Source organism: Streptomyces sp. NPDC001100 (assembly GCF_053598575.1).
In genome coordinates this window covers 47,695-60,292 of sequence record NZ_JBSFKO010000054.1, presented here as the reverse complement: position 1 = coordinate 60,292, position 12,598 = coordinate 47,695, and the positions used below count along the sequence as shown (strand labels likewise).

Below are 12,598 nucleotides of genomic sequence, written 5' to 3'. Positions count from 1 at the left end.
CCCTTTACTCGGTCCGCGGAAGCCCGACACTGACAAAGAAGCGAGTGGCCCAACGGCGACTTCCGGCAGCTCAGGGCCACAACAACACCTTCGCCCAGCCCCGCTCCTCACGCACATAACTCAGCCGAACATGCCGCCGTAGCGCATCCCCTTGGAAGAACTCGGCCTCGTCAGGGAAGACGCGGTACAGCGTCCAGGACGGCACCGGTGTCCGCGGCTCGCGTTGGGCGAGTTCCCAGGCTGCTTCAGAGGCCCGGGTCAGCTCGTCCAGGGACGGGAGGACCTCGCTCTGGTGGCCGGTCAGCGCCGCCGCCAGGGCTCCCGTCGAGCGGACGTGCAGGTCCGACTGGGATTCGTCGGGCGGTGCCGGGAGGGCCGGGCCGCGCAGGCGGATCTGGCGGCCGAGGCGGGGCCAGTAGAAGGAGAGGGCGGCGTACGCGAAGTGCTTCAGCTGATGGCCCTTGCGGCTCGTGGCGTGGGTCGCGAAGGACCAGCCGTCCGCGTCCGCGCCGTGCAGCATCACCATCCGTACGTCGGGGAGGCCCTCGTCGTCCCGCGTCGCCAGTGACATCACATGCGGCTCCGTTTCCCCAGCAGCCACCGCCTCCGCGAACCATGTGGCGAAGAGGGCGAGGGGGGTGCCCGGTGCCGTCGTGGGGTCGAACGGGCGCAGTTCGGTCGTTTCGGGGGCCCATACCCGTAGGGACTTCAGCAGGTCGTGGAGGTCCGGTCCGGTTTCCGTTGCCATGGGTCGAGTATCACCTCGACCCGGTGCCGGGTCCGAAGTCGTATGCGGTGAAGTCCGCGACCGGGCGGTATCCGATCCGTTGGTAGAGGGCGTTGCTGGTCGGGTTCGCGAGGTCGGTGAAGAGCAGTACCTCGGCCGCGCCCGCCGCGCGCGCGGCCCGGCTGACCTCCGCCGTGGCGGCGCCGGCGTAACCGCGGCCCCGCAGGTCCGCCGGTGTGTAGACGGGGGCGACCCGGATCTGGCCGGCCACCTTCGCCGTGACGCCGGCCATCGACACGGGTGTTCCGTCGGGGGTCTCCCAGAACGTGACGCCGCCGTACGAGATCCGCGCGTCGGCCCAGGCTGCCGAGCCGAGCACGGCGCCGTGCTCGCCGATCGCCTGCACGAACTCGTCGTGCCAGCACATGAGTTGTTCGCGGTCCTTTGCCACCGCGACTCTTGGGCGGCCGGGAGGGGCGGGGGTCGGGATCGCCAACTCGGCGAGGCGGTAGAGGCGTTGGCGGACGCCGATCTCCGGTTCGGCTCCGGTTCGTCCTCGCCATGCTTCCGCGAAGGCCGTCGCCGTGTCCTGTTCGGCCATGACGCCGGGCAACTCGACGCCTTGGTCAGCGAGTTGGGACGCCAGTGCTTCGGCCTCGTCGGGGGTGAGGCGGGTCGACATGAGGCGGCCGGGGGGTGTGCGGAAGAAGGCGGCGGTGACGGTGCCGTCGCGTTCCAGGACGCCGAACTCCGGGTCGCCGTCGCCGAAGACGTGCCGCCCGCGTCTGCGCAGGGTGTCCGTCACCGTCAGCTGAATCGTGTGGTGGGCGGGGCGGGACTGGAGGAAGTCCCCTGCCAGGCCCAGGAATTGGTCCAGGTCCGCGGTGAGGTGCCAGGCGGGGGTCGTCGTCACAGTTCTACCTCCGGGTCGGTCGCCAGGCGGCCGTGCAGATGGACGTCGCGGAACGCGTCGCGTCGGCCCGCCTCGAACATCGCTCCGCGCAGTGTTCCCTCGGCGGGGAAGCCGCAGCGTTCGGCGATGTGGCAGGAGGCGTGGTGGCCGAGGGCGTGGCCGAGTTCGAGGCGGTGCAGGCCCAGGTCGGTCAGGGCCCAGCGGGCGGCGAGGGTGAGGGCGCGGATCGCGACGTGCCGGCCGCGGGCCTCGGGGAGGGTCCAGTAGCCGACGCGGGCGACGCTGATCAGGTGGTCGATGTCGTTGACGCCGATGTGTCCGAGGGTCGTGCCGTCGGCGGCGTCCATGACGCGGAAGGAGGCGCTGACGCCGTCCTGGGCGCCCTCGGCGCGGGAGCGGAGCGAGTTGCGGGCGCCGGTGAGGTCCGTGATCGGGCGGAGTGGGGTGTTCCAGCGCTGGAAGTCGGGGTCGGACACTCCGCGCAGCCAGTCCGCGACATCGGTGTCGTCGTCGGGGTCCCAGGGGCGCAGCCGCAGTCCGTGGCCGTTCAGCTCGGGCAGCGGGTGCTGAACGGACCGCTCGCGTATGTGGGCCATCGAGCCATTGAATCAAGTGCCTCGTGCACCGGGTGCGTCATTTTTCCCCGGCATGCGTCCTGAACACCGGTATCCCCTCCCGGAACACCGCCTCGACGGGCGTTCCGGCGCATAGGGCGGCCGGGTCGGAGTCCACCAGTTCCGTCATCATGCGCGGGCCCTCCGCGAGGTCGACGACGGCGGCGACGTACGGCACACGCCCCCCGAAGGGCGGCAGGTCGTTGCGGTGGACGACGGACCAGGTGTAGAGGGTGGCGTGGCCGCTCGCGGTCTCCCAGGTGACGTTCTCGCTCCAGCAGTGGGGGCAGAACTCGCGCGGGTAGTGGTGGGGCCGGCCGCAGTCGGCGCAGCGGCGGATCAGCAGTCTGCCCTGGCCGGCGGCGTCCCAGTAGGTGCGGGTGAACGCGTCGGGCTCGGGGAGGTCGAAGCGGGGGGCGGTGGTCATCGGAACCATCCGAGCGCGTCGTCCAGCGACCACACCTGCCAGGACATCGCGAGCAGCGCCACGACCGAGATGAGCGCCATCATCGCGTTCTGCCCCTGCTCCGCCCAGTCGTGGATCATGAGGGTGAAGTAGAGGACGTTGAGGAGCAGGCCTCCGACGAGGGCGACCGGGGTGAGGAATCCGACCACCAGGCCGAGGCCGACCGCGAGTTCGGCGTAGACGACGACGTACGCCATGGTGCGCGGGCGTGGCGCGACCATCACGTCGAAGCCCGAACGGACCGCGTTCCAGCGGTGTTTGGCGGCGACGTCGGCGGCCCAGGCGATGCCGGTGCCGCGTTCGAACCAGGCTTTCTTGTCCTTGTGCCGCCAGCTCTCCAGCCACCACAGGCCGAGTCCTATGCGGAGGACCGCGAGCCATTCCGCTCCGTCGAGCCAGATCGCATCCATGAATCTGACGGTACGTCAGAAGCTGAGGAAAGCCGAGAGGGGGCCATGAAAATCCTGTGCACGGGCCGTGCCGCTGTGGGTCGGCCATGAATCCCGGCAGATTGTTGACGATTTTGTTCGCGCCCCCTTACGTTCGCAAGCGCAAGGCCAGAAAGCGGTCCGGAAGACGCGGTCGGCAAGACGCGGTCGGGAACAGTCGGGAAGACGAGAGGCAGCACGGTGAAGCACAGGGCAGTGAAGCGCAGGACGGTAGTCATGGGCATCGGCGCCACCGCCGGTGTCGCGGCGGTCGGCGGCATCGCGCTCAGCGCGAACGCGAGCGACTCGAAGACGTCGTCGTCCTCCACCTCGTCGGACGCGCTGGTCTTCGACCCGGACGCCTACACGAAGCTGACGAAGACGATCACGGACACCGAGGGCACGGAGCACAAGGTCGTCTACCACTTCTGGAAGGCGATCACCTACGTCGCCGAGCCGGTCGACGCCACCTACCAGTCGCTGATCGTCAGCGCCCCGGTGGAGATCGACGGCAAGGCGGTCGACGCGAGCAACGCGCCGATCCTGTTCGCCAACTCCGTCGGCGGCTATCTGCCCGCCTCCGTGGCGACCGCCACCGAGGTCGGCGGCGGCGGTTCGGCGATGGGCGGCGGCGCGGCACCCAGTGGTGCGCCCAGCGGCTCGGCCGCCCCCAGCGCGTCGGCCTCCGCCTCCGCCCCCGGCGCCAACGGCAACACCAACGCCACCGGGGGCGCGACCTCCAGCAACCAACTCCTCGCGCTGGCCGCCGGCTACGTCGTGATCGAGCCCGGCGCCCGCGGCCGTACCCTCAAGAACTCCAGCGGCGAGTACTACGGCACCGCCCCGGCCGCGATCGTCGACCTCAAGGCCGCCGTCCGGTACGTGAAGGCCAACAAGGGGCGTATCCCCGGCAACGTCGAGCGGATCGTCTCGGCAGGCACCAGCGCGGGTGGCGCCCTCTCCTCCCTGCTGGGCGCGTCCGGTGACAGCCCGATCTACGACAAGTACCTGAAGGAGATCGGCGCGGCCGACGCCTCCGACGCGATCTTCGCGACCGGCGCCTGGTGCCCGATCACCGACCTGGAGCACGCGGACGGCGCCTACGAGTGGAACTGGGGCGCCAACGACCTGAGCACCGGCAAGCTGGTCGACCAGACGGTGTCGAAGGCGCTGCAAGCACAATTCGCCGAGTACCAGGCCGGGTTGAAGCTGCGCGGCCTCGGCGGCTTCGGTCCGCTGAACGCGCGCAACCTCGACGAGTACATGGTCAAGCAGTACCTGGAGCCGTCGGCCACCACCTACCTCGCCGCCCTGTCGGACTCCGCCCGCGAGACCTATCTGAAGGCCAACACCTTCATCACCTGGTCCGGCGGCAGGGCCACCTTCACCTGGGCCGACTTCCTCACCCACGTCGGCGCCCGCAAGAAGGACACCCCGGCCTTCGACGCCTTCGACCTGTCGGCCGGCGAGAACAACGAGTTCGGCACGGGCACGACCCTGGCCCGCCACTTCACGGCGTACGGCGCGAAGAACGACTCCACGGGCCTCAGCAGCAAGCGCGTCGCGAGCGACGTCCCCGCGAAGCTCGACCTGATGAACCCGATGCACCACCTGGTCGAGAAGGTGAACCCGAACCGCTCCAGGCACTGGTGGATCCGCCTGGGCACCAAGGACTCGGACACCTCGCTGACGGTCGCCGCCAACCTCGCCGCCCGCCTCGACAACCTGGGCGACGACGTGAACCACATCTACTACTGGGACGAGGGCCACGGCGCAAACACCGACCCGGGCGACTTCATCACGTGGATCGGCCAGGTGACGGGCCACCGGGCCAAGCACGGCAAGTAGCCCGCGAGGGCGGTGGGGTGGGTCCCGCGACCGCGCCCACCCCGCCCCCACAACCAGAGGCTCTACGCCACCGATCTCACCCGGTCCTCCACACCCGTGATCAATCCGCAACCAATTCCGGTCTTGACCGAGACCCATCAACGTGGGACGTGATTACGCTCGCGCTCATGGCCGACTCCACAGCGTCCCCGACCCCGGCGCAGCAGAACCACGCAGACCGCCCCGTGTACGTCGTCGGCGGCGGCCCCGGCGGACTCGCCGCCGCGTACGCGCTGCGCGCGCGGGGCATCCGCGCCGTCGTACTGGAGCGGTCGGACCGGGTCGGGGCGTCCTGGCGCGGGCACTACGACCGCCTCCACCTGCACACCACCCGGCGGCTCTCGGGCCTGCCGGGCCTCGCGATGCCGCGCCGTTTCGGGCGCTGGGTCGCGCGCGACGACGTGGTGCGCTATCTGGAGAAGTACGCCGAGGTCCACGAGCTGGAGATCGTCACCGGTGTCGAGGTCTCCCGCATCGAGCGCTCGGCCGACGGCGCCGGCTGGCTGCTGCACGCCACCGGCGGCCGTGAGCTGACCGGCCGCGCGGTCGTCGTCGCCACCGGCACCAACCACACCCCCCGGCTGCCCGACTGGCCCGGCCGCGACACCTACACCGGCGAGCTCCTGCACGCCGCCGACTACCGCAACCCGCAGCCGTACGCGGGCCGGGACGTCCTGGTCGTCGGCGTCGGCAACACAGGTGCGGAGATCGCCGTCGACCTGGTGGAGGGCGGCGCGGCGCGCGTACGGCTCTCCGTGCGCACCACCCCGCACATCGTGCGCCGCTCGACCGCGGGCTGGGCCGCCCAGTACACGGGCATCGTCGTACGACGGCTGCCGGTCCGCCTCGTCGACCGGCTCGCGGGGCCGATGGCCAAGCTGAGCGTGCCGGACCTGTCGGAGCAGGGGCTCGCGCGGCCCGACACCGGGCTGTACAGCCGGGTCAAGGACGGGTCGATCCCGGTGCAGGACGTCGGTCTGATCGACGCCGTGCGCAAGGGGCGGGTGGAGATCGTGGCGGCCGTGGAGTCGTTCGAGGACGGCAAGGTGGTGCTGGCCGACGGTGAGCGGATCGAGCCGGACGCCGTCGTCGCGGCCACGGGTTACGTCCGCTCGCTGGAGGGTCTCGTCGGCCACCTCGGCGTGCTGGACGCGCGCGGGAAGCCGGTCGTGCACGGCGCCCGCTCCCCGAAGGACGCGCCCGGCCTGTACTTCACCGGCTTCACCAACCCCATCAGCGGCATGCTCCGCGAGCTGGCGATCGACGCGGAGAAGATCGCGAAGACCCTCGCCAAGTCCGCCCGCAGGAGCGTCACGCGCTAGGTTCCGCCCGTTCTTTGCGTGCACGACAGTTCCTGACGCAGTGTCAGTTCAGTAATCTGACAGTGCGTCAGTTAATTGTGCTGTCACGACTGTCACACAGGAGCGGGCGGACCGATGCTTGGATCAACCCACGGCACCCTCACCACCGACTCCCGCCGGGCCCGGGTCATCGCCTGCGGTGAGCAACCCGGCCCCGCCGTCCACGGAAGGCCCGCCGACGTCGACGATCTCGATGTCGGCGGGCGGCCGTTGTACGCCGGCGTACCCGACCTGGACCGTTTCTTCCGCCCCGAGTCGGTCGCCGTGATCGGCGCCTCGGACGCGGAGGGACGCCCGAACACGGGCATCACCCGCCAGCTCATGGCCTGGGCCGACCGGGTGGGGGCGCGCCTGCACCCGGTGCATCCCACCCGTACGACGGTCTTCGGCGTCCCCTGCTTCCCCAGCGTCCCCGATCTCCCCGAACAGGTCGACCTGGCCGTGGTGCTGGTGGCCGACCCGCTCCCCGTCATCGAGCAACTGGCCGAGGCGAAGGCGAAGTTCGCGGTCGCCTTCGCGTCCGGCTTCGCGGAGACGGGCGAGGAGGGCGCACTGGCGCAGGAGCGACTCGCCGCCGCCGTGAGCCGGTCCGGGCTCCGTCTGCTCGGCCCGAACACCAACCTCAACGCCTTCGAGAACTTCCGCGAGGACCTGGACGGCCCCGCGATCGCGCTCATCACCCAGTCCGGCCACCAGGGCCGCCCGGTGTTCGCCCTCCAGGAACTCGGCATCCGCCTCTCCCACTGGGCACCCACCGGCAACGAGGCCGACCTGGAAACGGCCGACTTCATCTCCTACTTCGCCGAACGCCCCGAAGTCGGCGCCATAGCCTGCTACTTGGAGGGCCTCAAGGACGGCCGCGCCTTCCTGCTCGCCGCCGACCGCGCCGCCCGCCGCAAGGTGCCCGTCGTCGCGGTGAAGGTCGGCCGCACCGAGACCGGGGCCCGTACCGCCGCCTCCCACACCGGCAAACTCACCGGTGCGGACACGGTGGTGGACGCGGCGATGCGCCAGTACGGCGTGCTGCGCGTCGACGGCCTGGACGAACTCCAGGACACGGCAAGCCTGTTGGCGCGGGCGAAGGCGCCCGTCGCGGACGGGGTCGTCGTGTACTCGATCTCCGGCGGCACCGGCGCCCACTTCGCCGACCTGGCGAGCGAGGCGGGGCTACGACTGCCGCAGCTGTCGGCCGCCAAGCAGGCCGAGCTGCACGAGTGGATACCGCCGTACCTGAGCGTGGCGAACCCGGTGGACAACGGCGGTCACCCGGTGGGCGACTGGCGCGGCCGGAAGATCATCGACGCGATCCTCGACGACCCGGAGGTGGGCGTCCTGGTGTGCCCGATCACGGGCCCCTTCCCGCCGCTGAGCGACAAGCTGGTCGAGGACCTGGTCGCCGCGGCCGAACGCACCGACAAGCTGGTGTGCGTGGTGTGGGGTTCACCGGTCGGCACCGAACCGGCCTACCGGGACGTCCTGTTGGGCTCCTCCCGGGTGGCCACCTTCCGGACGGTCGGCAACTGCATCACGGCACTGCGCGCCTACTTCTCCCACCACCGCTTCGTCCACGCCTACCGCTCCCCCTTCGACGAGGCCCCCCGCGCCCTCTCCCCCTCCTTCCGCAAGGCCCAGGCCCTGATGCGCCCCGGCCAGCAGCTGAGCGAGCACGCGGCGAAACAACTGCTGCGGGCCTACGGCATCCGGGTGCCCCGCGAGCAGCTGGTGACCAGCGCGGCGGCGGCCGTACGGGCGGCGGGCCTGGTGGGCTACCCGGTGGTGATGAAGGCGTCGGGCGGCCAGATCGCCCACAAGACGGAACTGGGCCTGGTGAAGGTCGGACTGACCTCGGCCAGCCAGGTCCGCGATGCCTACCGCGAGTTGACCGACATCGCCCGCTACGAGGACGTGACCCTCGACGGCGTGCTGGTCTGCCAGATGGTCGAGCGGGGCGTCGAGATGGTGGTGGGCGTCACCCAGGACGACCTGTTCGGGCCGACGGTGACGGTCGGGCTTGGCGGGGTGCTGGTCGAGGTCTTGCGGGACGTGGCCGTACGGGTGCCGCCGTTCGGCGAGGACCAGGCGGCCACGATGCTCGGCGAACTGCGCGGCCGTCCCCTGCTCGACGGGGTACGGGGGCGACCGCCGGCGGACCTGGACGCGCTGGTGGAGGTGATCCTGCGCGTGCAGCGCATGGCCCTCGAACTGGGCGACGTGCTCTCCGAGTTGGACATCAACCCGCTGATGGTGCTGCCCCGGGGACAGGGCGCGGTGGCCCTGGACGCGCTGGCGGTGTGCCGATGAGCGAGGTCGTGCACACCGTCTCGGGCCAGGTCGCGTACCTCACCCTGAACCGCCCCGAGGCCATGAACGCGATCACCCCGGACCAACGGAACCTTCTGATCGCCACCTTGAACGACGCATCGGCCGACCCGTCCGTACGGGCGGTGGTCCTCACCGGCACCGGACGCGGCTTCTGCGCGGGCGCCGACCTGAGGGGCGGCGGGGCGGCGAACGGCGAACGGGTGGCCGGAGACGTGGCCCGCACGATCCGCCTGGGCGCGCAACGCCTGATCGCCGCCGTCCTGGACTGCGAGAAACCGGTGATCGCCGCGGTGAACGGCACGGCGGCGGGCCTGGGCGCGCATCTGGCCCTCGCCTGCGACCTCGTCCTGGCCGCGGAGTCGGCGCGGTTCATCGAGGTGTTCGTCCGCCGGGGCCTGATCCCGGACGGCGGCGGCGCCTATCTGCTCCCCCGCCTGATCGGCCCGCAGCGGGCGAAGGAGCTGATGTTCTTCGGCGACGTCCTGACCGCCACGGACGCGGAACGCCTCGGCCTCGTCAACCGGGTGGTCCCGGACGGGGAGTTGGAGAAGACGGCCCGCGAGTGGGCGCACCGCCTGGCCACCGGCCCGACCCGCGCCCTCGCCCTCACCAAGCAGCTCGTCAACGCCTCCCTGGACAGCGACCGCGCGACCGCGTTCGCGGCGGAGGCGGCGGCCCAGGAGATCAACATGACGACACAGGACGCGAGGGAGGGCGTGGCGAGCTTCGTGGAGCGGCGGAGTCCGGAGTACCGGGGACGCTGATGCCCGCGCGGCGGACCTCGCTCTCTACGCTGTGTGGATGCTGTCGTACGGAGAAATGACGCCGCCCGAACAGGAGTTGTGGGACGCCTTCCCCGAAGGCCGTCTGGTGGACCTGCGCGTGGGCGCACCGGACGAGAACGATCCGGCGGAGGGGGCGGGCTGGGGACCCGAGCGGACGCTTCGGGCCGCTGTCGTGACGGCACTGGCGCGGGGAGCCAACGCCGCACCGCCGGGGTCGGTCACCGCGCTGCGGGTCATCGGTGCGCGGATCACCGGCCAACTCGACCTGGCCGACGCGGAGATCGGGCACCTGCTGCGGTTCGAGGGCTGCTGGTTCGAGGAGGGTCCGAGTCTCCGCGGAGCCGCCACCCGGACGATCGGCATCGCCGGCTGCCAGGTACCGGGCATCGACGCCACGTTGGCCTCCGTCGAGGGCACCCTCGACCTGAGGCGTTCGGTCCTGCACGGCAGACTGTCGCTCATGCGGGCGCGGATCGCGGGCGAACTGCAGCTGGGCGGGGCGGTGTTGTCGGACCCGGAAGGCTGGGCGCTGTTCGCCGGCGGTCTGGTCATGGAGGGCGGGATCTTCTGCCGTCGGGGATTCACCGCCCACGGGGGGATCCGGCTGCTGGGGGCCCACCTGCCCGGCGGCCTGTTCATGGAGGGCGCCCGCCTCGACAACCCCGACGGCCCCGCGCTCGTCGCGGACAACGCGGTGGCCCAGACCGTGGCCTTCTCGGAGGGCTTCACCGCCACCGGGACCGTGCAGCTGCGCGGCGCCCAGATATCCGACCAACTCACCTTCGACAGCGCCTTTTTGAGCGGGCCGGACGTGGCCCTGGACTGCTCACGGATGCAGGCGGGCGAGCTCCACTTCACACCCGCCGCACCCCCTTCCGGTGCGGTGGACCTGCGCGGGGCCCGTGTCTCGGTCCTGCACGACGGCGAGAACAGCTGGCCGGACGTCGTACGGCTCCAGGGGTTCGACTACGCCTCCGTCCAGTCCGAGGACGGTCTGCGCGGCTACGACGTGAACCGCCGCGTCGAGTGGGTCCGCCGCGAGCCCGGCTACGCCCCGCAGCCCTACGAGCAGTTGGCGAGCTGGTACCGACAGGTCGGCCACGAGGACGACGCCCGCAAGGTGCTGCTGGCCAAGCAGCGCCACCGCCGCAGCACCCTGCATCCGGCCGGCCGGGTGTGGGGGCACCTGCTCGATGCCGTGGTCGGCTACGGCTACCGGCCCTGGCTGGCCGGAGTGTGGATCGTGGCCCTGGCCGTCCTCGGCACGGTCGTCTTCGGTCACCAGAAGCCGATCCGGGTCCAGGCCGGGCAAGGACCGCGGTTCAACGCCCTCGTCTACACCCTCGACCTGCTGATCCCGTTCGGCGGCCTCGGCCAGCGCACCACCTGGTACTGGGCGGAGGGAAGCTCCGCGCAATGGCTCTCCTACGCCCTGATCGCGGCGGGCTGGCTGCTCACGACCGCCGTGGTCGCGGGCGTGACCCGGTCGCTGAACAAGAGCTGAGACCCCCGCCGACGTGCTCGGCGGGGGTCCCCGCGTGCCGGCCGCGCGCCGCGCGTCAGTCCAACAGGCCGTCGTAGTCCGGGAGTTTGTACGTCGTGTCCGCGTAACCGCCCGTCAGGTCGGTCGTGTTGTTGCCGATGTTGGCGACGATGTCGTAGCCGTTCGCCTCGATCGCCTTGCGCTGGGAGGTCTTGAAGTCGGCGACGCTCTCGCTCGCGATGTCGATGAGCGTGCGGGTGTAGAGGCCCTCGACGGTGTAACCGACGTTCGTCAGGTTGTACTTGGTGGCCACGTCGATCAGGTTGGTGCGGGCGCTGACGAAGAAGACGCTGACCCCCTTGGCGTGCGCGTCCTTGGCCAGGGCGAGTACCGGTGCGGTGGCCGGGGTGGGGTAGCCGCCCTCGAAGTAGGACGCCAGCGAGGTGTTGTCGATGTCGAGGACGATCGCCAGCCTGGCGCCCGAGGTGTTGGCGGCGGCACGGGAGTCGACGTAGGTCTGCGCGGGGCCGGTGACGGCGGCGACGTCGGACAGCCACTGGGACTCGGTGACGGTCGAGTCGGCGGCCTGCGCGGGCAGGGCGGCGGCGAGGGTCAGGGCGAGGCCGGCCACGGCGGCAACTGCGGTGCCGCGTGCGGTGAGACGGTTCATCGGGTGGATGCTCCTCGGGGGTCGCGGCGGCCACCGGTTCCGTACCGGCGGCGGTCGTTGCGGAACTCTGCTGCGGACGGGTGTGCGGGGAGTGACTCAGGGAGGTCCGTGCGGCGTCGTAACTCCCATGTTCTTCCCGGGAGTCTGTGAACGAGCTGTCGGAACCCCCGCCGCCCGCACCCCTTCCTATCTGATGGCCCGTCAGCTTCAATGGGTGGTGTGATGGGACACGCAGGAGCGGCCGCCGCCGCCGTCCGCTACCTCAGGTCGTCCGGAGGCGCTCCGGCCGCGCAGCCTGTCGAGGCGCTGCCGCGGCCGGAGCTCCGGTGCGTCGCGGACGACGAGCGCGCACCGGTCGAGCACGGCGAATTCCGGCGCGTGCTGGGCCACTTCGCGACCGGCGTGACGGTGATCACCGCCCCCGCGGCGGCCGGCGAGCCCGGCCCCGCCGGCTTCGCCTGCCAGTCGTTCTCCGCGCTCTCCCTCGACCCGCCGCTCGTCGTCTTCATGGTCGGCCGTACGTCCACGACCTGGCCGCGCATCGCCCGCGCCGGCGTCTTCTGCGTGAACGTACTCGCCGCCCACCAGGGCGAGTTGTGCCGCGGCTTCGCGGTGCGCGGCACCGACAAGTTCGCCGGCGTGCCGTACGACGCCTCCCCGGTCTCCGGCTCCCCGCGCCTGGCCGGCGCCGCCGCCTGGATCGACTGCACGATCCACGCGGTGCACACCGGGGGCGACCATCTGATCGTGGTGGGGCGGGTGGACGGGCTGGGCACGGCGGAGGACGGGGACGAGGCACCGCTGTTGTTCCACCGGGGCCGGTTCCTCTGATTGCTCCTCAGTTCCCCTGAGTAACCCGCACTGCGGTTCTGGGCCCACGTACTCATGAACGTCCGCCGCTCCTCCGACAGCCTTGCTCCCAGACCGATTCGAGCATCCGAC

The 12,598-nt window shown here is 71.2% G+C and carries 12 protein-coding genes; 6 read left to right on the top strand and 6 right to left on the bottom strand.

Annotation, left to right across the window (positions count from 1 at the left end; all coding sequences use genetic code 11):
- Positions 1-70: 70 nt before the first annotated feature.
- From ACWDEW_RS44980 to ACWDEW_RS44960, 5 genes are read right to left on the bottom strand one after another with little or no spacing between them, the layout of a single operon-like run.
- Complete coding sequence (locus ACWDEW_RS44980) at positions 71-748, bottom strand: pyridoxine/pyridoxamine 5'-phosphate oxidase (RefSeq protein ID WP_450521576.1); 678 nt, start codon at positions 746-748, stop codon at positions 71-73.
- A 10-nt stretch (positions 749-758) separates the two neighbouring features.
- The gene (locus ACWDEW_RS44975; RefSeq protein WP_450521574.1) at positions 759-1,640 is read right to left on the bottom strand and encodes a GNAT family N-acetyltransferase; all 882 of its coding nucleotides are present in this window, start codon (positions 1,638-1,640) and stop codon (positions 759-761) included.
- On the bottom strand, positions 1,637-2,236 hold the full coding sequence (locus ACWDEW_RS44970) for a GNAT family N-acetyltransferase (protein WP_450521573.1): 600 nt from the start codon (positions 2,234-2,236) through the stop codon (positions 1,637-1,639). Before ACWDEW_RS44970 ends, ACWDEW_RS44975 begins: the two co-directional genes overlap by 4 nt.
- A gap of 37 nt (positions 2,237-2,273) precedes the next feature.
- Positions 2,274-2,681 (bottom strand): Zn-ribbon domain-containing OB-fold protein, encoded by a 408-nt coding sequence (locus tag ACWDEW_RS44965; RefSeq protein WP_450521571.1) that lies wholly within the window; start codon positions 2,679-2,681, stop codon positions 2,274-2,276.
- On the bottom strand, positions 2,678-3,130 hold the full coding sequence (locus tag ACWDEW_RS44960) for a DoxX family protein (RefSeq protein ID WP_450521569.1): 453 nt from the start codon (positions 3,128-3,130) through the stop codon (positions 2,678-2,680). The genes ACWDEW_RS44965 and ACWDEW_RS44960 overlap by 4 nt, the downstream gene beginning before the upstream one ends.
- 255 nt (positions 3,131-3,385) lie before the next feature.
- On the opposite strand from ACWDEW_RS44960, the gene ACWDEW_RS44955 reads away from it, so the two are divergent.
- The 5 genes from ACWDEW_RS44955 to ACWDEW_RS44935 all read left to right on the top strand — a co-directional run bounded on the left by ACWDEW_RS44955 (position 3,386) and on the right by ACWDEW_RS44935 (position 11,007).
- On the top strand, positions 3,386-4,996 hold the full coding sequence (locus ACWDEW_RS44955) for a subtype B tannase (RefSeq protein WP_450521567.1): 1,611 nt from the start codon (positions 3,386-3,388) through the stop codon (positions 4,994-4,996).
- Between the two features lie 167 nt (positions 4,997-5,163).
- Entirely contained in the window at positions 5,164-6,357 is a 1,194-nt protein-coding gene (locus ACWDEW_RS44950) for a flavin-containing monooxygenase (protein WP_450521566.1), read from the top strand.
- Positions 6,358-6,471: 114 nt separating this feature from the next.
- Positions 6,472-8,697, top strand: a complete 2,226-nt coding sequence (locus tag ACWDEW_RS44945; protein ID WP_450521564.1) for an acetate--CoA ligase family protein — start codon at positions 6,472-6,474, stop codon at positions 8,695-8,697.
- On the top strand, positions 8,694-9,482 hold the full coding sequence (locus ACWDEW_RS44940; protein ID WP_450521562.1) for an enoyl-CoA hydratase/isomerase family protein: 789 nt from the start codon (positions 8,694-8,696) through the stop codon (positions 9,480-9,482). Before ACWDEW_RS44945 ends, ACWDEW_RS44940 begins: the two co-directional genes overlap by 4 nt.
- Before the next feature lie 37 nt (positions 9,483-9,519).
- The gene (locus tag ACWDEW_RS44935) at positions 9,520-11,007 is read left to right on the top strand and encodes an oxidoreductase (RefSeq protein ID WP_450521560.1); all 1,488 of its coding nucleotides are present in this window, start codon (positions 9,520-9,522) and stop codon (positions 11,005-11,007) included.
- 55 nt (positions 11,008-11,062) lie between these two features.
- Here ACWDEW_RS44935 and ACWDEW_RS44930 read toward each other — a convergent pair whose 3' ends face one another.
- Positions 11,063-11,656, bottom strand: coding sequence for an HAD family acid phosphatase (locus ACWDEW_RS44930; protein WP_450521558.1), 594 nt, complete (start codon positions 11,654-11,656; stop codon positions 11,063-11,065).
- A 222-nt stretch (positions 11,657-11,878) separates the two neighbouring features.
- Between ACWDEW_RS44930 and ACWDEW_RS44925 the strand changes: the two genes are divergently transcribed.
- Complete coding sequence (locus ACWDEW_RS44925) at positions 11,879-12,487, top strand: flavin reductase family protein (protein ID WP_450521557.1); 609 nt, start codon at positions 11,879-11,881, stop codon at positions 12,485-12,487.
- Positions 12,488-12,598: the final 111 nt, after the last annotated feature.